Genomic DNA, 23760 nt, shown 5'->3' with positions numbered 1-23760 from the left:
TTCAGCGCGTGCCGGACCGTCCGGTCAGGCGCTCTTCGACAGGAACTTGACGGCGTCGCCGACGGTCACGATCGTCTCGGCCGCATCGTCGGGGATCTCGACGCCGAACTCTTCCTCGAACGCCATGACCAGCTCGACCGTGTCGAGGCTGTCGGCGCCCAGATCCTCAATGAAGTTCGCGCCGTCGACGACCTTCTCAGGCTCGACGCCGAGATGCTCGACCACGATCTTCTTCACGCGCTCGGCGACATCGCTCATGGGTCTCTTCCTTAAAGCTTGAAAAACACACCGCTCGATCGCGACGCGTAGTGGGATATGCACTCCGGAATCCCGCCTGTCCGGGGACGAGCGGGGCGGACTCTCAACGCCTGCACAAACGCAACAACCTGGGTTCCGTCAAGCCCCCCGGCGAGCCACGCCCGGCGCGTGCGCGCTAGTTAGCACAGGGCTTTGAGGCTGGCGAGAGCGAAGCGGCGCTTCCGGCACGACCTCGGCACCTCGCGTCAACCCCTTCAGATCATTGTCATTCCACCGTTCACATGCAGGGTTTGCCCGGTGATGTAGGCAGCCTCGTCACTGGCGAGATAGGCGACCGCGGCGGCAATGTCGGCCCCCGAGCCGAGCCGGCCCATCGGCACGTCGGCGAGAATGCCCTCCCGCTGCTTCTCGTTCAGCGCCTGCGTCATCGGCGACTCGATGAAGCCCGGGGCGACGACGTTCACGGTGATGTTGCGGCTCGCCACCTCCGCCGCCAGGGCCTTGGACATGCCGATCAGCCCGGCCTTCGCGGCGGCGTAATTGCCCTGGCCCGGATTGCCGGTGGTCCCGACGATCGAGCCGATCGAGATGATGCGGCCATGGCGCCGGCGCATCATCGACTTGACCGCGGCCCGCGACAGCCGGAAGGCGGCGGTGAGATTGACGGCGATGACGCTGTCCCAATCCTCGTCCTTGAGGCGCAGGAACAGATTGTCCCGCGTGATGCCGGCATTGTTGACGAGGATGTCGAGCCCGCCCAGCGCGGCCTCCGCCGCAGGGACAAGCGCTTCGACCGAATCCTTGTCGGAGAGGTTGCAGGGCGTGACGAAGGCCCGCTCGCCGAGTTCGGCCGCCAGCGCCTCCAGCGCCTCGACCCGCGTGCCCGACAGCGCCACCGATGCGCCCTGCCGGTGCAGCAGCCTGGCGATCTCGCCGCCGAGCCCGCCCGTCGCGCCGGTCACCAGCGCCTTCTTCCCCGTGAGCTCAAACATCGTCTCTCCCCGTGCTCCGGCTTTCCGCCGTTGTCAGTTGGACCGCGCCTTATAAGCCGCCACGTCGTCGGCGGTTCCCACCGACATGGTGGCGCCGCCCGCGACGATGCGCTTGACCAACCCGGCCAGCACCTTGCCGCTGCCGAGCTCGATGAATTCGGTCACTCCGGCGGCTGCCATGGCGAGCACGCATTCGCGCCAGCGCACCGTGCCCGTGACCTGCGCGACGAGCGAGGCGCGGATCGCGTCGGGATCGGACAAGGGCGCCGCCCCGACATTGGCCATCACCGGCACGGCGGGGGCCTTCAGCTCCACCTGCGCCAGCGCATCGCGCATCAGCGCGGCCGCCGGCTGCATCAGCGCGCAATGGAAGGGCGCGGAGACGGGCAGCAGCATGGCGCGCCGCACGCCGCGCTCGCCGGCGAGGAGGATGGCGCGCTCGACGGCGGCTTTGGCGCCGGAGAGCACGACCTGGCCGCCGCCATTGTCGTTGGCCGCCTCGCAGACCTCGCCCTGCGCCGCATCCGCGGCGATCGCGCGGGCGAGATCGAGCTCCGCACCGAGCAGCGCGGCCATCGCGCCCTCGCCCGCCGGCACCGCCTTCTGCATGGCGTCGCCGCGGATCCGCAGCAGGCGGGCGGCGTCGGCCACCGTCAGCGCGCCAGCCGCGGCGAGCGCCGAATATTCGCCGAGCGAATGGCCGGCCACGAAGGCCGCGTCGCGGCCGATCGAGAGCCCGGCCTCCGCCTCCAGCACGCGCAGCACGGCGAGGCTCGCCGCCATCAGCGCCGGCTGGGCGTTCGCCGTGAGGGTCAGCTCGTCGAGGGGTCCCTCGAACATCAGCGTCGAGAGCTTCTGCGACAGGGCGTCGTCGACCTCGGAGAAGACGGCGCGCGCGGCGGGAAACTGCTCGGCGAGGCTCTTGCCCATGCCGACGGCCTGCGAGCCCTGTCCCGGGAAGATGAAAGCGATGGTCATGTGCCCTCGGTCGACTGAAGGATTAACGGCGGGTAAAACAGCGTCGGACCGGCGCTGTCACATTGCAGGCGCGCCCTCGTCAAGCTTTCAGCCGGTATTTTATGCAAATTCACAGGGTTACCGCCGCGATTTCGGTTGCGCGGGGCAAGGCGACGCTGTATCGAGCAGCCCTGCTTGTTCGGCCGGAGGCTGAACGGATGGCGAGTCCTGCCCGCAGGCACGGCTCGCAGGCTCTTCTCCAGGCGCCGTCATCCCGTGTCTCCGCCTTCGATGAAATCCTGTCGGGCCTGTTCCAGGGCTCGGAGGGCTCCGCGCCGGGCGAAGCAGGTGAAACAGAAGGGCCAATCAATGGCATTGTACGAGCATATCATGCTCGCGCGACAAGACGTCAGCGCGCAGCAGGTCGAGACCCTTGTCGAGCAGTTCAAGGGCATCATCGAGGCGAATGGCGGTTCGGTTCCCAAGGTCGAGTATTGGGGCGTGAAGTCGCTGGGCTATCGCATCAAGAAGAACCGCAAGGCGCATTACTCGCTGCTGAACATCGACGCCCCCTCCGCCGCCGTGCTGGAGATGGAGCGCCAGATGCGCATCAACGAAGATGTGCTGCGCTTCCTGACCGTGCGCGTCGAGGAGCTCGAGGAAGGCCAGTCGGCCATGCTGCAGAAGCGCGACCGTGACGATCGCGGCGAGCGGGGCGACCGCTTCGACCGCAGCGGCGGCGGCGATCGCTTCGATCGCGGCCCACGTCGCGACCGCCCGCGTCGCGACGACGAGACCACCGAAACCACCGGCGCGGAGGCCTGAGCCATGTCGACTGCATCAGCCGGCGCACGCCGCCCCTTCTTCCGCCGCCGCAAATCCTGCCCCTTCTCGGGCGAGGGCGCCCCGAAGATCGACTACAAGGATGTGCGCCTGCTCTCGCGCTACATCTCGGAGCGCGGCAAGATCGTGCCGTCGCGGATCACCGCGGTGTCGGCCAAGAAGCAGCGCGAGCTGGCCCAGGCCATCAAGCGCGCCCGCTTCCTCGGCCTGCTGCCCTACGTCATCCGCTGAGCTCATACGTTTTCCGGCGGCGTCTTCGGGCGCCGCCGGGCCTTCTCTTTCCATCTGGTCGCCCGGCGGTGAAACCCCGCCTGGTTCGTTGAGGCGAAAGCGCCTCTCACCCTGCCGGCCGCGAGGCTGCGAGCAGCGGGACAGCAGGACAGGACATGCTCGCAACCGTCGGCATCGGCGCAGGCCTCGTTTCGGCTCTGCTCTTCGCAGTGGTGATCACGGGATCGCCGCTGGCGCTGCTGCTGTACTCCGCGGCCCCGCTTCCCATCTTCATCGCCGCGCTGGGCTGGAACCACCGGTCGGGCCTCGTCGCCAGCCTCACCGGGGCGATCGCCATCGCCATCGTGCTCGTGGCCTCGGCCGGCGCCGCCTATGCCGTGATCATCGCCCTCCCCGCCTGGTGGATCGCCTATCTCGCGCTGCTCGCACGGCAGGAGGAGCATGGCGTCGAATGGTACCCACTCGGCCGGCTGCTGCTCTGGATCGCCGGTACGGCGGCCCTGGTCACGGTCGGCAGCGCGCTGGTGATGACCACCGATTACGAATCTTATCGCGGCGTCATCACCCGGATGATCGAGAACCTGCTGACCGAGATGTCGCGGGCCAAGCTGGTCAACCTGCCCTCCGATGTCGGCGTGCGCGATCTCGCGCAGACGCTGGCCCCGGCCGTTCCGGTCGGCATCGGCGCCTCCTTCGTCACCACCATCGCGCTCAATCTCTGGATCGCCGCCAAGGTGGTGCAGGTCTCGGGCCGTCTGGCGCGGCCCTGGCCCTTCATCCCCTCCACCGCCCTGCCCCGCCAGGCCCTGCTGCTGCTGGTGCTGGCGCTGGTCGCCTCGGCGCTGGGCGGCTTCATCGGCGTCGCCGGCGCGGCGCTGACCGGCGCGCTGCTCGCCGCCTTCATGTTCACCGGCCTCGCTTTCCTGCACGACGCCTCGCGCGGCCGGCCCTGGCGCATGCCGATGCTGATCTCGGTGTATGTCGCGCTCGTCGTGATGCAGGCCGTGCTGACCCCCCTGCTGGTCCTGGCCGGCTTCCTCGACACCCTGTTCAGCCTGCGCAAGCGGCTGGCTCCCCCGCCACCACCCAACGCCTGACCATCCACCAGACTCATCACGGAGAAGAAGACCATGGAAGTGATCCTGCTCGAACGCGTCGCCAAGCTCGGCCAGATGGGCGAAGTCGTCCGCGTCCGCGACGGCTTCGGCCGCAACTACCTGCTCGCCCGCGGCAAGGCGCTGCGCGCCACCGAAGAGAACCGCAAGCGCTTCGAAAGCCAGAAGCTCGAGCTCGAGACCCGCAATCTCGAGCTGAAGTCGGAGGCCGAATCGGTCGCCGAGACGCTGAACGGGCATTCGGTCGTGATCCTGCGCCAGTCCGGCGAGTCCGGCGTGCTCTACGGCTCGGTCTCGACCCGCGACATCGCGGAATCGCTGACCGCCGACGGCTTCAACGTCGCGCGCAGCCAGGTCACGCTCAACGCGCCGATCAAGACGCTCGGCCTGCACACCGTCCCGGTCGTGCTGCACCCTGAAGTCTCGGTGACGGTGACGATCAACGTCGCCCGCTCCGCCGAGGAGGCCGAGCGCCAGGTCCGCGGCGAGAACGTCACCGCCCGCGAGGAGTTCGACCTCGACGATCTCGGGCTCGAGGTCGGCGCCGCGCTGGCCGAGGCCGGCGAAGACGATCGCTGATCGCACGCGACGCCGGACCGAAAACAGGGGCGCCGCGAGCGATCGCGGCGCCCTTTTTCATGGGCCCGGCGGCAGGCGCGGCACGCGCGCAGGAGGCAGAATCGGTCGGCGCCGATAGCGGGGACGCAGCCGGCCTGTGGACAGCGGGCAGAGTTCCGCCTAAATCTTGTGTTCTCTTTTTGTTTCGGTTTCCCTGCCCGCCGATTCTGACCTATCGAAGGCCATGGCCACAGCAACCGCCCTCGTCGCCCGCCTCGACACTCGCGAGCCGGATTACCGCGTCCAGCCCCAGAACATCGAGGCCGAGCAGGCGCTGCTGGGCGCGATCCTGGTCAATAACGAGGCTTTCTACCGGGTTTCCGATTTCCTGCTGCCGGAGCATTTCTTCGAGCCGATCCACCAGCGCGTCTTCGAGCTGATGGCGAGCCTGATCCGCGCCGGCAAGATCGCCACGCCGATCACGCTGAAGACCTTCGTCGGCGAGATGGATCTCGGCGGCATCACCGCCTCGCAATATCTGGCGCGGCTGGCGGCCGAAGCGACGACCGTGATCAACGCCCAGGATTACGGGCGCACCGTCTACGACCTCGCCATCCGCCGCCAGCTGATCGGCGTCGGCGAGGATCTGGTCAACGTCGCCTATGACGCGCCGGTCGACCTGCCGCCGCGCGAGCAGATCGAGGAGGCCGAGCGCAAGCTCTACGAGCTGGCGGAAAAAGGCCGCTACGAGGGCGGCTTCCAGAAATTCGACGGGGCGCTGCGCCTCGCCATCGACATGGCGGCGAGCGCCTATCAGCGCGCCGGCGGCCTGTCCGGCATTTCGTCCGGGCTGCGCGACCTCGACCAGCGCATGGGCGGGCTGCAGCCTTCGGACCTGATCGTGCTGGCCGGGCGCCCGGCCATGGGCAAGACCTCGCTCGCCACCAACATCGCCTTCAACATCGCCAAGAACTGGCGCGGCGAGCGCCAGCCCGACGGCTCGATCAAGAGCGTCGACGGCGGCATCGTCGCCTTCTTCTCGCTGGAAATGTCGGCCGACCAGCTGGCCACGCGTATCGTCGCCGAGCAGTCCGGCATCTCCTCCTACAAGATCAGGCAGGGCCGTATCACCGAGGCCGATTTCGCGCGGCTGACCGATGTCGCGGCGCAGATCGAGAAGCTGCCGCTCTATATCGACCAGACCGGCGGCATCTCGATCGCCCAGCTCGTCGCCCGCGCCCGCCGGCTCAAGCGCCAGAAGGGGCTGGACGTCCTGTTCATCGACTATCTCCAGCTGCTCTCGGGCTCCGGCAAGAACGGCCAGAACCGCGTGCAGGAGCTGACCGAGATCACCACCAGCCTGAAGGCGCTGGCCAAGGAGCTGTCGGTGCCGATCATCGCGCTGTCGCAGCTCTCGCGCCAGGTCGAGAGCCGCGACGACAAGCGCCCGCAATTGTCGGATCTGCGCGAATCCGGCTCGATCGAGCAGGATGCCGACGTGGTGATGTTCGTCTATCGCGAGGAATATTACCTCAAGGGCAAGGAGCCGCGCCCCGGCACCGAAGAGCACAATAAATGGCAGATCGAGATGGAGCAGGCGCATGGGCTGGCCGAGCTGATCATCGGCAAGCAGCGCCACGGCCCCACCGGCACGGTGCAGCTGCAATTCGACGCCGATGTCACGCGCTTCTCCGACCGCGCCGATGAATCGCATCTGCCGGATCGTCTATGAGCCGCTTCGACACGGTCCAGCCCCACACCGACGCCGCGACGCTGACCGTCGATCTCGGCGCGCTGGTGGCGAATTGGCGCCAGCTGGCGGCGCTGGCGGGGAGCGAAGCGGGCGCCGTGGTCAAGGCCGACGCCTATGGCATCGGCATCGAGCCGGCGGTCACGGCGCTTTCCGGCGCCGGCTGCCGGAGCTTCTTCGTCGCGCATCTCTCCGAGGGCATCAGGGCGCGCAGCGTCGCGCCGGAGGCGACGATCTATGTGCTGAACGGGCTGCTGCCTGGTCGATGCGCGGTCTACGCCGAGCACGCCCTGTCGCCGGTGCTGGGCTCGCGGGACGAGCTGGCGGAGTGGAGCGGCTTCCGGGCGACGGGCGCGGCGGTGCGCCCGGCCGCCCTGCATGTCGATACCGGCATGAACCGGCTGGGCCTGCAGCCGTCCGAAGCGCTCGATCTGGCGCGCGGGCATGACGCGGTCGCGGCCGCCGGGATCGGCCTGCTGATGACGCATTTCTCGGCCTCCGAGGACGAGGCCGATCCCGCCAGCGAGCGGCAGGCCGCCGACTTCGCCACGATCGCCGCGGCCTTTCCCGGGCTGCCGGCCTCGCTCAAGAACTCCTCCGGCCATTTCCTGCCGGATTGCCCCTCCTACGCCCTGACCCGCCCGGGCTATGCGCTCTATGGCGGCAATCCGACGCCGGGCCGCGCCAATCCGATGCGCCAGGTCGTCGGCCTCGAGGCCCGCATCATCCAGCTGCGCAGCGTCGAGGCCGGAGCGCAGGTGGGCTATAATGGCCGCTGGACGGCACCCCGCCGCAGCCTCCTCGCCACCATCTGCCTCGGCTATGCCGATGGCTATCCGCGCAATGCCAGCGGCACCGACGCCCTCCCCGGCGGCACGGCGCTGGTCGGCGGGGTCGCCTGTCCCTTCGTCGGCTCGGTCTCGATGGATCTGATCATCCTCGACGTCACCGATGCGCCTTCGGCGGCGCGCGGCGAGGCGGTGACGCTTCTCGGCGGGCCGCTCGATCTCGAGGCGGTGGGAGCGGGCGCCAAGACCATCGGCTACGAGATCCTGACCAGCCTCGGACGCCGCTATGGCCGCCGCTATGTCGGGCTCTGAGCCGGCGGCTGCGCCCTGCCGCAGCGCCACGGCATCGATCCCGGAACACGCTCGCATCCTGCCGGCGCGCGGCGGGCGGGCCGGCTAGATGGCCAAGCGCGGACCGACCTATATCTGCCAGGCCTGCGGCGCGGTCTATCATCGCTGGCAGGGCAAATGCGATGCCTGCGGCACCTGGTCCTCGCTGTCGGAGGAGGCGCAGGCGGCGCCGGTTCCGGGCGGCCGGCCGGCGGCCGGCGGACGGGCGCGCGGGCGTGTCTTCGCGCTGGAGACGCTGAAGGGCGAGACCCAGGACGCGCCGCGCATCACCGCGGGCATCGGCGAGCTCGACCGCGTCACCGGCGGCGGCTTCGTGCCGGGCTCGGTGCTGCTGATCGGCGGCAATCCCGGCATCGGCAAATCCACCCTGCTGATGCAGGCCTGCGCGGCGCTGGCGCAGGCGGGGCGCCGCGTCGTCTATGTCTCGGGCGAGGAATCGACCGGGCAGGTGCGGCTGCGCGCCGAGCGGATGGGGCTGGCCGAGGCGCCGGTCGACCTGGCCGCCGAGACCAATGTCGAGGATATCGTCGCGACGCTGAACCAGGGTACCAGGCCGGCGCTGGTGGTGATCGATTCGATTCAGACCATGTGGTCCGGCGAGGTCGAGAGCGCGCCCGGCACTGTGACGCAGGTGCGCGGCTCGGCGCAGGCGCTGATCCGCTACGCCAAGACCTCTGGCGCCTGCCTCATCCTCGTCGGCCACGTCACCAAGGACGGCCAGATCGCCGGGCCGCGCGTCGTCGAGCATATGGTCGATGCCGTGCTCTCCTTCGAGGGAGAAGGCGTGCACGCCTTCCGCATCCTGCGCGCGCAGAAGAACCGCTTCGGGCCGACCGACGAGATCGGCGTCTTCGAGATGACCGGCATGGGCCTGTCGGAGGTCTCCAACCCCTCGGCGCTGTTCCTGGCCGGGCGCGACCAGGCGGCGCCGGGTGCTGCCGTCTTCGCCGGGATCGAGGGGACGCGGCCGGTGCTGGTCGAAATCCAGGCGCTGGTCGCGCCGACTTCGCTCGGGACGCCGCGCCGCGCCGTGGTCGGCTGGGAGAACAGCCGGCTCGCCATGGTGCTCGCCGTGCTCGAGACGCATGGCGGGCTGCGGCTCGGCCAGCACGACGTCTATCTCAACGTCGCTGGCGGCATGCGCGTCAACGAACCGGCCGCCGATGTCGCGGTGGCGGCGGCGCTGGTCTCGTCGCTGACGGGGGCGATCCTGCCGCCCGAGGCGGTGTATTTCGGCGAGATCGCCCTGTCGGGCGCGATTCGGCCGGTCTCGGTCGCCGCCGCGCGGCTGCGCGAAGCGTCCAAGCTCGGCTTCGAGGCGGCGCTGATGCCGGCCGGCGGTGCCGATGCCGGGGATGGCGGCGGGCTGATGCTGCGCCGCTTCGGCCATGTCACGGAGCTCGTTGCCGATATCGCGGCGCGCGCGCCTCGCAGAGATGTGAAATGAAGCCGCGGCTATGGTGACGCCGCGGACGCGAGCGCGTATAGCAAAACCAACGCGGCCCGCCCATTTGCTGCAGGCCATCCCCAATTCGAGCGAAGCGGCCCGTCCATGCCAGTGACAATTCTCGATCTCGTCGTCATCGGCGTGGTGCTGATCTCGGCGTTGCTGGCCGCTGTCAGGGGGCTGACGCGCGAAGTGCTCGCCATCGCCTCCTGGGCCGCGGCGGCCGCGGTCGCCTGGGTGTTTCACCCCTCGCTGCTGCCCCTCGCCAAGCAATATATTCCGAACGACACCATTGCGTTGATCGCCACCATCGCGGCGCTGTTCCTGGTCACGCTGATCATCGTCTCGCTGATCACGGCGCGGATTTCGGATTTTGTCCTCGATTCGCGCATCGGCGCCTTGGACCGCACCCTCGGCTTCGTCTTCGGCGCCGGGCGCGGGCTGCTGCTGGCGGTGATCGGCTATCTCCTGTTCTCCTCGCTGATCGGCGACACCAAGATGCCGCCCTGGGCGCGGGACGCCAAGGCGCGGCCGATCCTGGAGCAGACCGGGCGCTCGCTGCTGACCATGCTGCCGGCCGAGATCAACACGGACTTCATCCAGCGGCTGAAGCCGAAGACCGGCGACGAGCCGACCGAGGCCCCGGCCGAGGAGCCGCGCACCCCGGCCAGCCCGACCTCCGATCCGCAGCGCCGGACCGAAGCCCCCGGCGCCGGCGACCGCGCCGCCCTGCAGCGCATCATCGATACCAGCAAGCCTGCCACGACACGTCCGTAATTCTGGCGCAGGACCCTCCGGGACCTGATGCATGGAGACCGCGATGAACCCGCAGATCGTGCCTGACGACGCTTTCGACCCCAATGCCGACCGGCTGCGGGAGGAATGCGGCGTCTTCGGCATTTTTGGCCATGCCGATGCCGCGGCGCTGACCGCGCTCGGGCTGCACGCCCTGCAGCATCGCGGCCAGGAGGCGGCGGGCATCGTCTCCTTCGACGGCAGCCGCTTCCATTCCGAGCGGCGCATGGGCCTCGTCGGCGACACCTTCTCGGAGGCCGCCGTCATCGAGAAGCTCAAGGGCGCGCAGGCCATCGGCCATGTCCGCTACTCCACCACCGGCGAGACCATCCTGCGCAATGTCCAGCCGCTCTTCGCCGAGTTGCATGGCGGCGGCTTCGCCGTGGCGCATAACGGCAATCTGACCAATGGGCTGACCCTGCGCCGCAATCTGGTGCGGGACGGGGCGATCTATCAGTCGACCTCCGATACCGAGGTGCTGCTGCATCTGGTGGCGCGCAGCCGTAAGGGCCAGTTCATCGAGCGCTTCGTCGAGGCGATCCGCCAGATCGAGGGCGCCTATGCCTTCGTCGGCATGACCAACAAGAAGCTGATCGGCGCGCGCGATCCGCTCGGCATCCGCCCGCTCGTGCTGGGCGAGCTCGATGGCTGCCCGATCCTGACCTCGGAGACCTGCGCGCTCGACATCATCGGCGCGAAATTCATCCGCGAGGTCGAGAATGGCGAGGTGGTGGTCGTCTCCGAAGCGGGGATCGAGAGCCACAAGCCCTTCCCGCCGACCGCGGAGCGGCCCTGCATCTTCGAATACATCTATTTCGCCCGGCCCGATTCCATCGTGAAGGGGCGCAGCATCTATGAGCGCCGCAAGCAGATGGGCGCGGTGCTGGCACAGGAGGCTCCGGCCAATGCCGACGTCATCGTGCCCGTTCCCGATTCCGGGGTGCCGGCGGCACTCGGCTTCGCGCAGGCCAGCGGCATCCCCTTCGAGCTCGGCATCATCCGCAACCATTATGTCGGGCGCACCTTCATCGAGCCGACGCAGAAGGTCCGCGAGCTCGGCGTCAGGCTGAAGCATTCTGCCAATCGCAGCGTGGTCGAGGGCAAGAGCATCGTGCTCGTCGACGATTCGATCGTGCGCGGCACGACCAGCTTTAAGATCGTCAAGATGATGCGCGAGGCCGGGGCGCGCGAGGTGCATTTCCGCATCTCCTCGCCGCCGATCACCCATCCCGATTATTACGGCATCGACACGCCGGACCGCGAGAAGCTGCTGGCCGCGACGCATTCCCTGGAGGAGATGCGGCAGTTCGTCGGCGCCGATTCGCTGGCCTTCCTGTCGGTGGACGGGCTCTACCGCGCGATGGGCCATGACCGCCGCGATCCGGTGCGGCCGCAATTCACCGATCATTGCTTCACCGGCGACTACCCGACCTCGCTGACCGACGTGATCGGCGAGAGCGCCAAGCAGCAGATCTCGCTTCTGGCCGAGGCGGGCTGACCGGCGCCGGGCCTCTCCGCGGATCTCCGGCGCGACCCGCAAGACGGCGTCGCGCCCCCGGAGCTCCGCTCTACCGCGACAGGGATCCACAGGATGACCAAGCCTCTGCAAGGGCGCGTCGCGCTCGTCACCGGCGCCTCGCGTGGCATCGGCCGGGCGGCGGCGCTCGCTTTCGCCGGCGCGGGGGCGCATGTCGTGGCGCTGGCCCGCACCTCCGGCGCGCTCGAGGAGCTCGATGACGAGATCAAGGCGACCGGCAGCGAGGGCGCGACGCTGGTCCCGGTCGATCTGGCGGATGCGGCGGCGATCGAGAAGCTCGGCCCCGCCCTGCTGCAGCGCTGGGGCAAGCTCGACATCCTGCTCGCCAATGCCGGGATACTGGGGCCGCTGACCCCGCTGACCCATGCATCGCCCAAGGAATGGAACCGGGTCTTCGACATCAATGTCAGCGCGAATTGGCGCCTGCTGAAGAGCGTCGAACCGGCGCTGCAGGCCTCGGATGCGCCGCGGGTGATCATGCTCTCGTCCGGCGCGGCGCATAGATGCCTGGCCTATTGGGGCCCCTATTCGATCTCCAAGGCCGCCGTCGAGGCGATGGCGCGCACCTATGCCGCGGAGACCGCGACGACGCCGATGAAGGTGATGCTGGTCAATCCGGGGCCGCTGCGGACGCGGATGCGGGCCGAGGCGATGCCGGGCGAAGACCCGCTGACGCTGAAGACGCCGGAGGAACTCGCGCCGCATCTCCTGCAGCTCGCCTCGCCCGGCTGGACCGAGACCGGCAAGATCTTCGATTTCCCGCAAGGCAAAGTGCTGACGCCGCAGCCGCCGGCCTGAGGCGCTGGAAGGGTTGCGCCGCTTGGCGGGCGCTTCTAGGGCGTGTCCGGAAACAGCGCCGCCAGCGCCTCGCCGGCCAGAGCGCGGGTGACGCGGCGGCCGCGCTCCAGCGACAGACGGTCGAGCCCGTCGACCAGAGCGCGCGCGCCGGCGAAGGAGCGTTCCATGCGCTGCGCCAGCATCTCGATGATGCCGGTGTCGACGATCAGCTGGCGGTCGATGAACAGCTTGACCAGCACGGCCCGCAGCAGCGCGTCATCGGGCGGCTCGATCACCGCATGCGGAGCGAGCCGCAGCCGCGACAGCAGGTCCGGCACCGTCAGGCCCCAGCGATCGGGCGCGCTCCGGGCGGTCAGCAGCAGCGTGCCGCGCTTGGCCTTCACCGCGTTCATCAGGTGGAACAGCGCCGGCTCGTCGAGGCGGCCGGAATCGCAATCCTCGACCACGAGCGCGCCCTGCGACACGAGATGCGGCACATCGGCCTGGGTGACCTCCTGCGCCTGCACCGTCCAGGCATGCGAGGTTTTCGCCCAGATCGCCGCGAGATGGGTCTTGCCGGCGCCTTCCGGCCCGATCAGCCGCAGCCAGGCCTCGGGCCAGGCGGGCCAGGCCTCGATCAGCGCATAGGCCGCCTCGTTGGAGGGGCCGATGAGGAAATCCTCGACGCCGTGGCGGCTGTCCACCGGCAGGTCGAAGGCGAGCTGGCGCGGCTTGCGGGGCGCCTCGGTCATGGCTGCGGGCTCTTCCATGGCATTGCGGGGCCGGCTCAGCCCTCGGCCCGGATCTTGGCCGCGGCTTCGGCCGCCCTGGCGGCGCTGCCGCCATGATAGATGTTGCTCGCCAGATATTGCCGCAGGGCGAAGCGGCAGAGCACGCCGATCACCGCCGCCAGCGGTACCGCCAGCAGCAGCCCGACGAAGCCGAACAGCGTGCCGAAGGCGAGCAGCGCGAACATCAGCCAGACCGGGTGCACGCCGATGGAATCGCCGACGAATTTCGGCTGGAAGATGTTGCCCTCCAGGAATTGCCCGGCGGCGAAGACCGCCAGCGTCGCCAGGGGCATGGTCCAGTCCGGCCAGAACTGCACGATCGCGACGCCGACCGAGAGGACGAGCCCGGTCAGCGAGCCGACATAGGGGATGAAGGAGAGGAAGCCCGAGATGATGCCGATCAGCGCGCCGAAATTGACGCCGAGCAGGCTGAGCCCGACGGCGTAGAACAGGCCGAGCAGCAGGCAGACCAGCGCCTGCCCGCGCAGGAAGCCGGCGATCGAGCGGTCCATCTCGTGCAGCAGCCCGCGGATCGTCTCGCGATGGTCGAGCGGCAGCCAGCCATCGACGGTCGCGACCATGCGATCCCAATCGACCAGCAGGTAGAAGGCGATTACCGGCGTCAGCACCAGCAGCGAGAACAGGCCGATGATCGCGGTGCCGCCGGTCCACAGCCCCTGCAGCACGCTGCCGACCCATTTCGTCGCCTCGCCGACGATGTTGCCGAGCGAGCTCTGCGCATCCTTGGCCAGTTCCGCCCCGCCGAGCCGCTCCAGCCAGGGCCCGCCGCGCTCGAGCACCAGGCTCTGCAGCCGCGCGGCGTCGGTCGGCAGCTTCTGCACCAGCGCGGAGAGCTGCTGGCCGAGCAGCGGCACGAGAAGCACGAGGGCGAGCACGAAGAGCAGCAGGAAGACGACCAGGATGACGAGGGTGGCGGCGAGCCGGCTCATGCCCAGGCGCTCCAGCCTGTCGGCGAGCGGATCGAGCAGATAGGCCAGAGCGAGCGCGGCGATGAAGGGAAGCAGCACGTCGCGCAGCAGCACCAGCAGCAGGACGAGCAGGAAGAGAGAGGCCAGCCAGAAGCCGATCTGCCGCTGCAATGTCATCTGTCTCGATCTCTCGTGCTCGGCGGCGCCCGGAGGCGGATAATGGGGATGGGCAGTCGGTCTTCCAAGGCGTCGGCGCCGAACCCGGACGGTCGGTTCAGCTGGCCATGTGCCGCAGCCAATAGCCGAGATAGGCCGCCATCGAACCGAGCGTCAACAGCGCCACCAGCCCCTGCGCGATCTGCAGCGCCGGGCCGGGATCCAGCCCGAAGCCCTTGCTGCCGAGGACCAGCGCGGCGAAGCCGATCTGCGCGACCGTGTTGAGCTTGCTGATGATCATCGGGGCGATGGGCACCGGCCGCAGCATCACCCAGGACAGGATCACCGCCGAGACGATCATGATGTCGCGGGAGACCACGAGGATGACGATCCAGGAGGGGATCACGCCGACGACCGCGAGCGTGATGTAGATCGAGACGATCAGCGCCTTGTCGGCGATCGGGTCGAGATAGGCGCCGAGCTCGCTCGCCATGCCGTGATGCTTGGCGAGATAGCCGTCGAGCGCATCCGACAGGCCGGCGATCAGGAAGAGGATGAAGGCGCCCTGCCAGCGCTCGTTGACGATCATCATGATCAGCACCGGCACTAAAACCAGCCTTCCGATGGTGATCAGGTTCGGCAGGGTCATGGCGCGCTTTCCCGGCGATGGGCGGCGACGCTAGCCCCGGAAACGGTGGATCGGCAAGGTCGGCGGCCCTTCCCGGCTTGCCAGCCGGGCCGTGCTTGCCTATCGCTCGCGCTGATCCAAGCGAGGCGCGAGACATGACCAAGCCCGGCGTGAACGGACTGACCTATGCGCAGGCGGGCGTCGACATCGATGCCGGCAATGCGATGGTCGACGCCATCAAGCCGCTGGTGCGCTCGACGCGACGTCCCGGCGCCGACGCCGAGATCGGCGGTTTCGGCGGGCTGTTCGACCTGAAGGCGGCCGGCTTCTCCGACCCCATCCTGGTCGCGGCGAATGACGGGGTCGGCACCAAGGTCAAGATCGCGATCGAGAGCGGGCTGCACGGCACGATCGGCATCGATCTCGTCGCCATGTGCGTCAATGATCTGATCGTGCAGGGCGCGGAGCCGCTGCTCTTCCTCGATTACTACGCCACCGGCAAGCTCGATCCCGCTGTCGGGGTCGAGATCGTCCGCGGCATCGCGGATGGCTGCCGCCAGGCCGGCTGCGCGCTGATCGGCGGCGAGACCGCCGAGATGCCCGGCATGTATGCCGAGAAGGATTACGACCTCGCCGGCTTCGCGGTGGGCGCGGCCGAGCGCGGCGCGCTGCTGCCGCGCGGCGATCTCGCCGCCGGCGACGTCGTCTTCGGCCTGCCCTCCTCCGGCGTCCATTCCAACGGCTATTCGCTCGTGCGCCGGATCGTGGCGATGACCGGGCTCGGCTGGGCCTCGCCCGCCCCCTTCGCCGCCGGGCAGAGCCTGGCGGAGGCGCTGCTGACGCCGACCCGCATCTATGTGAAGCCGCTGCTCGCGGCGCTGAAGGCCACCTCCGGCATCAAGGCGCTGGCGCATATCACCGGCGGCGGCTTCCCCGACAACATCCCGCGCGTCCTGCCGGAGGGCTTCGGCGTCGCGCTCGATCTGGCTTCCATCCCGGTGCTGCCGGTCTTCGGCTGGCTGGCCCGGACCGGGGGCGTGGCCGAAACCGAGATGCTGCGCACCTTCAACTGCGGCATCGGCATGATCGTCGCGGCGGAAGCCGGCAAGGCGGTCGAGGTCGAGGCCGCACTCCGGGACACGGGCGAAGCGCCGGTGCGGCTCGGCGAGGTCGTGGCGCTGGCAGCGGGCGAGGACGCGGTCGCCTATCGCGGCAAGCTCGCCCTGTGAGCCGGACCCATCCGCGCAAGCGCACGGCGATCCTGATCTCCGGCCGCGGCTCGAACATGGTGTCGCTGGTCGAGGCGGCGCAGGCGCCGGACCATCCGGCCGAGATCGCGCTGGTGCTCTCCAACCGGCCCGATGCCGGCGGGCTGGAGCGGGCCCGCGGCTTCGGCATCGCCACCGCCATCGTCGATCATCGCGCCTTCCAGGGCGATCGCGAGGCCTTCGAGCGGGCGATGGACGAGGTGTTGCGGGTCAACCAGATCGAGCTGATCGCACTCGCCGGCTTCATGCGGATCATGACGCCCTGGTTCGTACGGCGCTGGGAGGGGCGGATGATCAATATCCACCCCTCGCTGCTGCCGCTGTTCAAGGGCACGCACACCCATCGCCAGGCGCTGGAGGCGGGCGTCGCCGAACATGGCTGCAGCGTGCATTTCGTCGTGCCGGAGCTCGATGCCGGGCCGGTGATCGCACAGGCGCGCGTGCCGGTGCTGCCGGGCGACGATGAGGAGACCCTCGCCCGCCGCGTGCTGGCGCAGGAGCATGTGATCTATCCTCAGGCCCTGGCGCAGCTCGCCTCCGGCCGCGTGGCGCTGGTCGACGGGGCGCTGGTCGCGCGCTGAGCCTGGTCGGCCGCGCCGCGATTCTTCTCGCAGGCCTCGCCGTCGCGCTGGGCCTGCGCCTCCTCCGCCTGCCAGCGCCGGAACAGATCGGCCCGGCGGGCGGGATAGCGCTCCTCCCGCACCACGAGATCGGTCAGCCTGTCGGTGCGGAAATGACGGAAGGCGCCGCGCAATTCGCACCAGGCGATGACGATCCGCACCCTGTCGAAGAAGGTCATGCCGATCGGCCAGATCATCCGCTCGGATTCGCGGCCGGCCTCGTCGCGATAGCGCACCTGGAGCTTGCGCCCCTGGCGGATGGCGGCGCGCACCGCGGCGACATCGACCTGATCGACCGGCTTGTCGGCGCCGTAGACGGGCGCGAACAGCGCCCCGTCGAGCAGGATCGGCTTGAGATGCGCAGGCAGCACCGCTGCCACTTTGCTGACGACATCCTCGGCGGCGCGGGCGAGCACCGGATCGGCCCGTTCGGTCAGCCAGCGCATGCCGACCAGCACCGCCTCGATCTCGTCCGGCGAGAGCATCAGCGGCGGCATGTCGAAGCCGGCGTCGAGGATGTAGCCGATGCCGGCCTCGCCGCGCACCGGCACGCCCTGGCGCGTCAGCGCGCCGATATCGCGATAGACGGTGCGAACCGAGACGTCGAGCTCGGCGGCGAGCGTATCGGCCGTGACCGGCCGGCGGCGGCGGCGCAGGCTCTGGATCAGATCGAGCAAACGTTCGGCGCGTTGCATCGCTTGAATGTCCTGTCCTGAAATGGCTGCGGCCGGATGCAGCGCTGCGGCCGCTCCGTTCATGGAACAGATTGTCGCAGCCTCCTGCCAGAACATGTCAGGAACAGGGCGAGGATACAACCCGCCCGGTTGTAACAACCCGTCAGATCGGGCGGCGCAGCCGGCAGCTATCGATGAAGCCGAGCGCCTTGGCGCGGGTGCTGTCGTCGAAATAGCCGGTGTCGCGGAAGGCCTGGAGCTCCGCCTTCGTCATCGACCCCACAGTGCCCTTGGCGTAGCAGCTGCAGGCGGAATGCACGGCCTCGCGGGTGGTGCCCATCAGCCGCGACTGGGTGACCAGGCAGGCGTCGAAGGCGCGCAGCTGGATGCGGTAGGGGCTGAGGTTCTTCGCCGTGGGATCGGGCGGCGGCAACGGCGCCTGGCTGCTCGCGGCCTGTGCCGCCACCGACAGCAGCGCAGCCACCCCAGCGGCCAGAACAGCCGCACCCATCCGCCGAATCATCATCGCGAGACATTCCCATGGTTGCGGAGACTCAGCCTAAGGGCCGGCCCATCCGCGCGCTGCGATGGTCCATAGCGATCGGCAAAGGTCAAGCGTGGCGTCGACGCAGCGCGGCGTCGCCACCGCGAGCCTCAGCCCGCGCCGCTCACGGGCTGCGCGGCATCGCCGAGCGCCGCCTTGCGGACCCAGATCTTGTTGTCGTGGAAGGCGGCCCCGCCGAAGGGCGCGACTGCGTCCGCGCCGGTGATGGTGTTGATGCCGCGCCCGTGCCTATGGGCGCTGTTGGGCCAGATCGATTCGGCGATCGCCACCCCCCTGACCACGCCGTCGAACAGCACGGCGTGCAGGAAGACGCTGCCGCGGCCATTGCCGATCTCGACCTCGTCGCCTTCGCCGATGCCGAGCGCCGCGGCGTCGAGCGGGTGCAGCATCAGCGTCGGGCGGCCCTCCTTCTTCAGCGAACCCGGCGTCTCCGTGAAGGTCGAGTTCAGGAAACTGCGCGCCGGGCTGGTCGCGAGGCGGAAGGGATGGGCCTCGTCGGCGCTTTCCAGCACGTTCCAGTAATCCGGCAGCGCCGGCATCTGCTGCCAGGGCCCGACCGCCCCGTCATTGGCGTTCGGCACGGCCGGCCAATCCGGCTTGAAGCGGAATTTGCGGTCGCGATAGCCGAAGCCGTCGAGATAATGCGCCGTGCGAAAATCCGGCTGTACATCGGTGAAATCAGTGGCGATCAGCTCGTCCAGCGTGCCGCGGCCGCTTTCCCGCAGCGTCCAGTCGACGATCTCGCGCGCGGTCATGGCGAAGCCGCGATGGCTGGCGCCGAGCCGCGCGGCCAGCGCGCAGATCACCTCATGGTTCGAGCGGCATTCGCCCGGCGGATCGACGAGTTTCCCGCCCCACATGATGTGCTGGTGGCCGCCGCCCTGATAGATGTCGTCATGCTCCATGAACTGCGTCGCCGGCAGCACGATGTCGGCCATCGCGGCCGTCTCGGTCATGAACTGCTCGTGGACCACGGTGTAGAGATCGTCGCGGGCGAAGCCGCGCTTGACCAGCTCCTGCTCCGGAGCGACCGAGACCGGGTTGGTGTTCTGGATGAAGAGCGCCTTGACCGGGCCACGCTGGCGCAGCGCCTCGGCATCGCCGGTGAGGACGCGGCCGATCTGCGACTGGTCGAGCTGGCGCACCGAGCGGTCCATCACGTCGAGCCCCTCGATCAGGCTCTTGCGCCATTTGTAGATGCCGCTGTTGCTGTGGAAGGCGCCGCCTCCCTCATGCTGCCAGGCGCCCGTCACCGTCGGCACGCAGAGCGCGGCATGCATCGAGACGGCACCGTTGCGCTGGCGCGCAAAGCCATAGCCGAGACGGAAGAAGCTGCGCTTGTTGGTGCCGACCAGCGCGGCGAATTCCTCGATCTCGGCGACGCTCAGCCCGGTGATGGCGGCGGCCCATTCCGGCGTGCGCGTCTTCAGATGCGCTTCCAGCTCGGCCGGCGCGTCGGTGTGACGGGCGAGATAGTCGCGGTCGGCATGGCCGTCGCGAAACAGGATGTGCATGACGCCGCAGGCCAGCGCGGCATCGGTACCCGGCCGCAGCACCAGCCCGAGATCGGCCTGGTCGAGCGTGGCGTTGCGATAGATGTCGATCGCGACGATCTTGGCGCCCCGCGTCTTCCGCGCCTTGACGGCGTGGTTCATCACATTGACCTGGGTATGGACCGCGTTGGTCCCCCAGATCACCACGCAATCCGATTTCGCCATCTCGCGCGGATCGGGCCCGGCGAGACGGCCGGTGCCGGCGATGAAGCCGGTCCAGGCCATGGTGGTGCAGATCGTGGAATATTGCCCGGAATAGCGCTTGGCGTGGCGCAGCCGGTTGATGCCGTCGCGCATCACCAGCCCCATGGTGCCGGCATAGTAATAGGGCCAGACCGCCTCGGCGCCGAATTCCGCCTCGATCCCGAGAAAGCGCTCGGCGATCTCGTCCAGCGCCTCGTCCCAGCTGATCCGCGCGAACTGCCCGGAGCCCTTGGGGCCGACGCGACGCAGCGGATGGAGGAGCCGGTCGGGATGGTGGATGCGCTCGGAATAGCGCGCGACCTTGGCGCAGATCACGCCATCGGTGTAGCTCTGGCGCTTCGAACCCCTGACGCGGCCGATGCTGCGCCCGTCGATCACCTCGACCTCCAGCGAACAGGCGGAGGGGCAATCATGCGGGCAGACCGAGGGGTGATGCGCGATGCGGGGCAATTCTGTCATGCTCAACTGGTAGCCGACGCAACCGTGATTGGGAATGCGGTTCCTTGCAGAGCCGGCCCGGCCTAGGGTGCAAGGGCCTCGGCGAATCCCGCCGGCGGGACATGTCCCCGGGGATCGTCCCGGCGCCGCCGGCGAGCACCGCGCAGATATCAACGCGCAATTAACACTAACGGGTCAGATTGCATGAAATTCCTGATCGGAAGGCGCTGTCGCGCCGGAGTTGTGTCGATGCGTTGCGTTGCGTTTGTCGCCGGGCTTCTCGCCTGCCTCGTCCTGTCGCCGGTGGAGCGCGCTGCCGCGCAATCCAGCGACTACAGCACCCTGACCTCCCCCCAATCCGCCCAGAACTGGAATCTGAAGCTCGGCGCCGGGCTGCGGTATCAACCCGATTACGCCGGCTCGGACGATTACATCTTCCGGCCGCGGCCGATCATCTCGCTGGGGCGCGGCATCAAGAGCACCTGGTGGTCCTCCGAGGATGACGGGCTCTCGATCGGCTTCTTCTCCGGCCAGGGCTGGCGGATCGGCTTCTCCGGCAATCTGCTCTGGGAGCGCCGGGCCAGCACCAACCCCGCCCTCTCGCTGGTCGGCAACACCAAATTTGGCTTCGAGGCCGGCGGCTTCGTCGAGTTCTATCCGACCTCCTGGCTGCGCGGCCGCGTCGATCTGCGCCGCGGCTTCATCGCCCATGACGCCATGGTCGCCGAGGTCAAGCTCGATGCCTTCACCCGCATCGGCAGCGCTTGGGAGATCGGCGCCGGGCCGCGCATGACGCTGGTCAGCGCCGATTACCTGCGCACCTATTTCGGGCCGCTCTCGGGCATCGGCACCGGCGGGCTGCTGCAGCGCTATAATTCCGGCGTCCACTCCGTCGGCGTGCTGGCGCAGGCGACCTACAACTGGACGGAACGGCTCTCCACCACCGGCTATGTCGAATACAAGCACCTGATGGGCGACGCCGTGCGGACCCCGATCGTCAAGACATTCGGCTCGCGCGATTCCTTCACCATCGGCGTCTCCGCCAGCTACGCCTTCGATCTCGGCTTCTGATCGCCCTGCCCCGTCCGATCCGGGAGCCGCGGCGACGCGGTCCCGGCCCGGTTGGCAGAAGGCTTTCAATGGGCGTGATCATGACCATGCGCATGGCCATGGCTCGCCAGCGCGCCGAGATCGCGCCCGGCCCGCAGCTCGCGCCAGCTCTGGCGCAGGATCAGGCTCGAGGAGTGCAGGAACAGGCCGGCCATGATCGCCGCGACGGCCAGATCGGGCCAGGCCGTGGCGCTGCCCCAGACGCCGAGCGCAGCGATCATCACGACGACATTGCCGATCGCGTCATTGCGCGAGCAGAGCCAGACCGAGCGGACATTGGCGTCGCCATCCTTGTAGCGGGCGAGCAGCAGCACGCTGGCGAGATTGGCCGCGAGCGCCAGAAACCCGACCACGCCCATGATCTCGGCCTTGGGCAGCCCCGGCCCGAGCAGCTGATAGAGCGTCGAGCCCAGAACCCAGAGGCCCATCACGCTCAGCGACAGGCCCTTCGCCATGGCGGCGAGCGAGCGCGTGCGCAGCGTCATGCCGATCACGGCGAGGCTGAGGCCATAGGTCAGGGTGTCGCCGAGGAAATCCAGCGCATCGGCCTGCAGCGCCTGCGAGCCGGCGAGCCGCCCCGAGACGAGTTCGACCAGGAACATCACCCCGTTCAGCGCGATCACGGTCCAGAGGATGCGCTTATAGGTGGGGTCGACGCCGTCGAAGACCGGGTTGCCGGAGCAGCCGCAGCTCGCTTCGGGCGCGGCTGGGGTCGCGGCGGCATGATCATGATGTCTCGTGCAGGAATCGCTCATCGGGTAGGCCTTTCATCGTAGAGGCCCGAACGCTACATGCTCTAGCGACTAGAGGATCAAGCGAAAATCTGGTGGGAGACACCTTCGATGCAGGAGATGCCGATCGGAACGCTGTCGGAGGCGGCCGGGGTCAAGGTGCCGACGATCCGCTTCTATGAGCAGATCGGCCTGATGCCGGCCCCGGCCCGGACCGCCAGCAACAGGCGCAGCTATGGCCAGGAGCATCTGAAGCGGCTGCAATTCATCCGCCATGGCCGCGATCTCGGCTTTTCGGTCGAGGATATCCGGGAATTGCTGGCGATGACGCGCGATCCCCGGGCCTCCTGCGCGGGGGCGGACAGCATCGCCGAGCGGCATCTGGCCGCGGTGCGGCGGCGCATCGCGCAGTTGGAGGCGCTACGGGACGAGCTCGCCCGGATGATCGGGGATTGTCGCCACGGGTCGCTGGCGGAATGCCGGGTCATCGAGACGCTGGCCGATCACAGCCTCTGCACCCATGAGCATGGATCCGGCATGGCGACCGGTTGAGCCCATGCAAAAGGGCGGACCGCGATGCGGCCCGCCTCTCATGCAAAGACAGCGATCGCTGGATCAGCCGGTGATCTCGTTGCCGGCGAAGAACTGCGCGATCTCGATGGCGGCGGTCTCCGGCGCATCGGAGCCATGGACGGTGTTCTCGCCGACGGATTCGGCGAAGAGCTTGCGGATCGTGCCCTCGGCGGCGTTGGCCGGGTTGGTGGCGCCCATCACGTCGCGATAGCGGGAGATGGCGTTCTCGCCTTCCAGCACCTGCACGACGACCGGGCCCGAGGTCATGAAGGAGACGAGCTCGCCGAAGAAGGGCCGCTCCTTATGGACGGCATAGAAGGTCTCGGCCTGCGCCTTCGTCATCTGAATGCGCTTCTGCGCGACGATGCGAAGCCCGGCCTTCTCGATCACGGCATTGACCGCGCCGGTCAGATTGCGCCGCGTGGCGTCGGGCTTGAGGATGGAGAAGGTACGCTGGACGGACATCGATCATTCCTTGGGACATGTCGGGGGATGCGGCGCGCTTATAGCGGCCACCTCCCCGAGGGACAAGGCTGCCCCGCCGATGCCGGTTCGGCTCCCGCCCGGCCTGTAATCCCGTCGATCCGATCGCAACGTCGCGTCGCTGGAACCCGGTTCAGTGGCGGGTCAGGAAGGCGCGCGCCTCCTTCAGCGCCCTGGCGATCTCGTCGCGCGACATTTCCAGCGCCAGCTCCTGGCGATGGGCGGCGGCGCGGCTGCAGCCACGGGCCTGGGCGATGTTGAACCATTTCTGCGCGGCGACTAGATCGACCGGCTGATGCCGGCCCGCCGCATACATCAGGCCGAGTTCGTAATAGGCCTCTGCCGAGGCTTCGGTCGGGATCACCAGCGAAGCGGGGATCGCGCTCATCTCCATGCGTGCCATGACAACCACCCTTTCGTCTTCTGCGCCGGCCACCCGTCCAAGGCCCCGGCTTGTGATGCGAAACTGGCGGCCAGCCATTAAAGGCGACGCTAAAAATTGCGATGAATCGGAGCTCAACAACCCGTAATCGCCGGGTTAACGCAAGGATCGATTCATCCTGCCGGCGCGAAAAAGGCTTTATCCTCAAGGCCATGCAAGTCGCATTCGAGCTGCCGCGTTGACGGAGGATTCACTC

Annotated in this window: 26 protein-coding genes; 14 read left to right on the top strand and 12 right to left on the bottom strand. The window is 68.6% G+C overall.

What is annotated here, in order from left to right:
* Window positions 1–24: 24 nt before the first annotated feature.
* The 3 genes from ASG72_RS13875 to fabD all read right to left on the bottom strand — a co-directional run bounded on the left by ASG72_RS13875 (window position 25) and on the right by fabD (window position 2228).
* The gene (locus ASG72_RS13875; protein ID WP_056713189.1) at window positions 25–258 is read right to left on the bottom strand and encodes an acyl carrier protein; all 234 of its coding nucleotides are present in this window, start codon (window positions 256–258) and stop codon (window positions 25–27) included.
* Window positions 259–512: 254 nt separating this feature from the next.
* Window positions 513–1250: a 3-oxoacyl-[acyl-carrier-protein] reductase gene (gene fabG / locus ASG72_RS13870; RefSeq protein WP_056713186.1), complete on the bottom strand. Its 738-nt coding sequence runs from the start codon at window positions 1248–1250 to the stop codon at window positions 513–515.
* A 33-nt stretch (window positions 1251–1283) separates the two neighbouring features.
* Window positions 1284–2228, bottom strand: coding sequence for an ACP S-malonyltransferase (gene fabD, locus ASG72_RS13865; protein WP_056713183.1), 945 nt, complete (start codon window positions 2226–2228; stop codon window positions 1284–1286).
* A 348-nt stretch (window positions 2229–2576) separates the two neighbouring features.
* Here fabD and rpsF point away from each other — a divergent pair, with 348 nt between their 5' ends.
* The 10 genes from rpsF (at window position 2577) to ASG72_RS13815 (ending at window position 12420) form a co-directional block, all read left to right on the top strand.
* Window positions 2577–3032 carry a 30S ribosomal protein S6 gene (rpsF, locus tag ASG72_RS13860; RefSeq protein WP_056713181.1) on the top strand — a complete coding sequence of 152 codons (456 nt, stop codon included), beginning with the start codon at window positions 2577–2579 and terminating at the stop codon, window positions 3030–3032.
* Window positions 3033–3035: 3 nt separating this feature from the next.
* Window positions 3036–3281, top strand: a complete 246-nt coding sequence (gene rpsR, locus ASG72_RS13855) for a 30S ribosomal protein S18 (RefSeq protein ID WP_038367644.1) — start codon at window positions 3036–3038, stop codon at window positions 3279–3281.
* 155 nt (window positions 3282–3436) lie between these two features.
* The gene (locus ASG72_RS13850; protein WP_056713179.1) at window positions 3437–4378 is read left to right on the top strand and encodes a DUF2232 domain-containing protein; all 942 of its coding nucleotides are present in this window, start codon (window positions 3437–3439) and stop codon (window positions 4376–4378) included.
* 33 nt (window positions 4379–4411) lie between these two features.
* Window positions 4412–4975, top strand: coding sequence for a 50S ribosomal protein L9 (rplI, locus tag ASG72_RS13845; protein ID WP_056713177.1), 564 nt, complete (start codon window positions 4412–4414; stop codon window positions 4973–4975).
* 223 nt (window positions 4976–5198) lie between these two features.
* Window positions 5199–6686 carry a replicative DNA helicase gene (locus ASG72_RS13840; protein ID WP_056713176.1) on the top strand — a complete coding sequence of 496 codons (1488 nt, stop codon included), beginning with the start codon at window positions 5199–5201 and terminating at the stop codon, window positions 6684–6686.
* Window positions 6683–7804, top strand: coding sequence for an alanine racemase (gene alr / locus ASG72_RS13835; protein WP_082540340.1), 1122 nt, complete (start codon window positions 6683–6685; stop codon window positions 7802–7804). The genes ASG72_RS13840 and alr overlap by 4 nt, the downstream gene beginning before the upstream one ends.
* An 88-nt stretch (window positions 7805–7892) precedes the next feature.
* Complete coding sequence (gene radA, locus ASG72_RS13830) at window positions 7893–9290, top strand: DNA repair protein RadA (protein WP_056713174.1); 1398 nt, start codon at window positions 7893–7895, stop codon at window positions 9288–9290.
* A gap of 105 nt (window positions 9291–9395) precedes the next feature.
* Entirely contained in the window at window positions 9396–10067 is a 672-nt protein-coding gene (locus tag ASG72_RS13825; protein ID WP_056713172.1) for a CvpA family protein, read from the top strand.
* 43 nt (window positions 10068–10110) lie between these two features.
* A complete protein-coding gene (gene purF, locus ASG72_RS13820; protein WP_244488802.1) occupies window positions 10111–11583 on the top strand; it encodes an amidophosphoribosyltransferase in 1473 nt (490 codons plus the stop codon).
* A 93-nt stretch (window positions 11584–11676) separates the two neighbouring features.
* Window positions 11677–12420 carry an SDR family NAD(P)-dependent oxidoreductase gene (locus ASG72_RS13815; RefSeq protein ID WP_056713168.1) on the top strand — a complete coding sequence of 248 codons (744 nt, stop codon included), beginning with the start codon at window positions 11677–11679 and terminating at the stop codon, window positions 12418–12420.
* A 35-nt stretch (window positions 12421–12455) separates the two neighbouring features.
* On the opposite strand, the gene ASG72_RS13810 is transcribed toward ASG72_RS13815, so the two are convergent.
* From ASG72_RS13810 to ASG72_RS13800, 3 genes are all read right to left on the bottom strand, one after another.
* Entirely contained in the window at window positions 12456–13151 is a 696-nt protein-coding gene (locus ASG72_RS13810) for a hypothetical protein (protein WP_056714685.1), read from the bottom strand.
* A 35-nt stretch (window positions 13152–13186) separates the two neighbouring features.
* The gene (locus ASG72_RS13805) at window positions 13187–14296 is read right to left on the bottom strand and encodes an AI-2E family transporter (protein ID WP_056713166.1); all 1110 of its coding nucleotides are present in this window, start codon (window positions 14294–14296) and stop codon (window positions 13187–13189) included.
* Window positions 14297–14393: 97 nt separating this feature from the next.
* Entirely contained in the window at window positions 14394–14924 is a 531-nt protein-coding gene (locus ASG72_RS13800; RefSeq protein WP_056713164.1) for a CDP-alcohol phosphatidyltransferase family protein, read from the bottom strand.
* A 134-nt stretch (window positions 14925–15058) separates the two neighbouring features.
* Here ASG72_RS13800 and purM point away from each other — a divergent pair, with 134 nt between their 5' ends.
* Both purM and purN read left to right on the top strand, forming a co-directional pair.
* Window positions 15059–16132 (top strand): phosphoribosylformylglycinamidine cyclo-ligase, encoded by a 1074-nt coding sequence (gene purM, locus ASG72_RS13795; RefSeq protein ID WP_056713162.1) that lies wholly within the window; start codon window positions 15059–15061, stop codon window positions 16130–16132.
* 56 nt (window positions 16133–16188) lie between these two features.
* Window positions 16189–16752: a phosphoribosylglycinamide formyltransferase gene (gene purN / locus ASG72_RS13790; RefSeq protein ID WP_056714683.1), complete on the top strand. Its 564-nt coding sequence runs from the start codon at window positions 16189–16191 to the stop codon at window positions 16750–16752.
* On the opposite strand, the gene ASG72_RS13785 is transcribed toward purN, so the two are convergent.
* From ASG72_RS13785 to ASG72_RS13775, 3 genes are all read right to left on the bottom strand, one after another.
* A complete protein-coding gene (locus ASG72_RS13785; protein WP_082540338.1) occupies window positions 16686–17486 on the bottom strand; it encodes a YafY family protein in 801 nt (266 codons plus the stop codon). The two genes, purN and ASG72_RS13785, sit on opposite strands and share 67 nt — an antisense overlap.
* A 142-nt stretch (window positions 17487–17628) precedes the next feature.
* Window positions 17629–17976 carry a hypothetical protein gene (locus ASG72_RS13780; RefSeq protein WP_156395967.1) on the bottom strand — a complete coding sequence of 116 codons (348 nt, stop codon included), beginning with the start codon at window positions 17974–17976 and terminating at the stop codon, window positions 17629–17631.
* Window positions 17977–18119: 143 nt separating this feature from the next.
* On the bottom strand, window positions 18120–20246 hold the full coding sequence (locus ASG72_RS13775; protein ID WP_056713159.1) for a molybdopterin oxidoreductase family protein: 2127 nt from the start codon (window positions 20244–20246) through the stop codon (window positions 18120–18122).
* A 228-nt stretch (window positions 20247–20474) separates the two neighbouring features.
* Here ASG72_RS13775 and ASG72_RS13770 point away from each other — a divergent pair, with 228 nt between their 5' ends.
* Window positions 20475–21296, top strand: coding sequence for a MipA/OmpV family protein (locus ASG72_RS13770; RefSeq protein WP_056713157.1), 822 nt, complete (start codon window positions 20475–20477; stop codon window positions 21294–21296).
* A gap of 65 nt (window positions 21297–21361) precedes the next feature.
* Here the strand turns inward: ASG72_RS13770 and ASG72_RS13765 are convergent, their stop codons facing one another.
* Window positions 21362–22090, bottom strand: a complete 729-nt coding sequence (locus ASG72_RS13765; protein ID WP_056713155.1) for a cation diffusion facilitator family transporter — start codon at window positions 22088–22090, stop codon at window positions 21362–21364.
* An 87-nt stretch (window positions 22091–22177) separates the two neighbouring features.
* On the opposite strand from ASG72_RS13765, the gene ASG72_RS13760 reads away from it, so the two are divergent.
* Window positions 22178–22618 (top strand): helix-turn-helix domain-containing protein, encoded by a 441-nt coding sequence (locus tag ASG72_RS13760; protein WP_056713153.1) that lies wholly within the window; start codon window positions 22178–22180, stop codon window positions 22616–22618.
* Between the two features lie 63 nt (window positions 22619–22681).
* On the opposite strand, the gene ndk is transcribed toward ASG72_RS13760, so the two are convergent.
* Entirely contained in the window at window positions 22682–23104 is a 423-nt protein-coding gene (gene ndk, locus ASG72_RS13755) for a nucleoside-diphosphate kinase (protein ID WP_056713151.1), read from the bottom strand.
* 151 nt (window positions 23105–23255) lie between these two features.
* The gene (locus tag ASG72_RS13750) at window positions 23256–23525 is read right to left on the bottom strand and encodes an SEL1-like repeat protein (RefSeq protein ID WP_244488801.1); all 270 of its coding nucleotides are present in this window, start codon (window positions 23523–23525) and stop codon (window positions 23256–23258) included.
* Window positions 23526–23760: the final 235 nt, after the last annotated feature.

Source organism: Allobosea sp. Leaf344, from assembly GCF_001426225.1.
Lineage (GTDB): Bacteria > Pseudomonadota > Alphaproteobacteria > Rhizobiales > Beijerinckiaceae > Allobosea.
This window is presented reverse-complemented; position numbering and strand designations above follow the sequence as displayed.

Bases quoted from the DNA above. Each gene is read 5' to 3' on its own strand.
- ASG72_RS13875 (WP_056713189.1), bottom strand. From the start codon at position 258: ATGAGCGATGTCGCCGAGCGCGTGAAGAAGATCGTGGTCGAGCATCTC.
- fabG (WP_056713186.1), bottom strand. From the start codon at position 1,250: ATGTTTGAGCTCACGGGGAAGAAGGCGCTGGTGACCGGCGCGACGGGC.
- fabD (WP_056713183.1), bottom strand. From the start codon at position 2,228: ATGACCATCGCTTTCATCTTCCCGGGACAGGGCTCGCAGGCCGTCGGC.
- rpsF (WP_056713181.1), top strand. From the start codon at position 2,577: ATGGCATTGTACGAGCATATCATGCTCGCGCGACAAGACGTCAGCGCG.
- rpsR (WP_038367644.1), top strand. From the start codon at position 3,036: ATGTCGACTGCATCAGCCGGCGCACGCCGCCCCTTCTTCCGCCGCCGC.
- ASG72_RS13850 (WP_056713179.1), top strand. From the start codon at position 3,437: ATGCTCGCAACCGTCGGCATCGGCGCAGGCCTCGTTTCGGCTCTGCTC.
- rplI (WP_056713177.1), top strand. From the start codon at position 4,412: ATGGAAGTGATCCTGCTCGAACGCGTCGCCAAGCTCGGCCAGATGGGC.
- ASG72_RS13840 (WP_056713176.1), top strand. From the start codon at position 5,199: ATGGCCACAGCAACCGCCCTCGTCGCCCGCCTCGACACTCGCGAGCCG.
- alr (WP_082540340.1), top strand. From the start codon at position 6,683: ATGAGCCGCTTCGACACGGTCCAGCCCCACACCGACGCCGCGACGCTG.
- radA (WP_056713174.1), top strand. From the start codon at position 7,893: ATGGCCAAGCGCGGACCGACCTATATCTGCCAGGCCTGCGGCGCGGTC.
- ASG72_RS13825 (WP_056713172.1), top strand. From the start codon at position 9,396: ATGCCAGTGACAATTCTCGATCTCGTCGTCATCGGCGTGGTGCTGATC.
- purF (WP_244488802.1), top strand. From the start codon at position 10,111: ATGAACCCGCAGATCGTGCCTGACGACGCTTTCGACCCCAATGCCGAC.
- ASG72_RS13815 (WP_056713168.1), top strand. From the start codon at position 11,677: ATGACCAAGCCTCTGCAAGGGCGCGTCGCGCTCGTCACCGGCGCCTCG.
- ASG72_RS13810 (WP_056714685.1), bottom strand. From the start codon at position 13,151: ATGACCGAGGCGCCCCGCAAGCCGCGCCAGCTCGCCTTCGACCTGCCG.
- ASG72_RS13805 (WP_056713166.1), bottom strand. From the start codon at position 14,296: ATGACATTGCAGCGGCAGATCGGCTTCTGGCTGGCCTCTCTCTTCCTG.
- ASG72_RS13800 (WP_056713164.1), bottom strand. From the start codon at position 14,924: ATGACCCTGCCGAACCTGATCACCATCGGAAGGCTGGTTTTAGTGCCG.
- purM (WP_056713162.1), top strand. From the start codon at position 15,059: ATGACCAAGCCCGGCGTGAACGGACTGACCTATGCGCAGGCGGGCGTC.
- purN (WP_056714683.1), top strand. From the start codon at position 16,189: ATGGTGTCGCTGGTCGAGGCGGCGCAGGCGCCGGACCATCCGGCCGAG.
- ASG72_RS13785 (WP_082540338.1), bottom strand. From the start codon at position 17,486: ATGCAACGCGCCGAACGTTTGCTCGATCTGATCCAGAGCCTGCGCCGC.
- ASG72_RS13780 (WP_156395967.1), bottom strand. From the start codon at position 17,976: ATGGGTGCGGCTGTTCTGGCCGCTGGGGTGGCTGCGCTGCTGTCGGTG.
- ASG72_RS13775 (WP_056713159.1), bottom strand. From the start codon at position 20,246: ATGACAGAATTGCCCCGCATCGCGCATCACCCCTCGGTCTGCCCGCAT.
- ASG72_RS13770 (WP_056713157.1), top strand. From the start codon at position 20,475: ATGCGTTGCGTTGCGTTTGTCGCCGGGCTTCTCGCCTGCCTCGTCCTG.
- ASG72_RS13765 (WP_056713155.1), bottom strand. From the start codon at position 22,090: ATGAGCGATTCCTGCACGAGACATCATGATCATGCCGCCGCGACCCCA.
- ASG72_RS13760 (WP_056713153.1), top strand. From the start codon at position 22,178: ATGCAGGAGATGCCGATCGGAACGCTGTCGGAGGCGGCCGGGGTCAAG.
- ndk (WP_056713151.1), bottom strand. From the start codon at position 23,104: ATGTCCGTCCAGCGTACCTTCTCCATCCTCAAGCCCGACGCCACGCGG.
- ASG72_RS13750 (WP_244488801.1), bottom strand. From the start codon at position 23,525: ATGGCACGCATGGAGATGAGCGCGATCCCCGCTTCGCTGGTGATCCCG.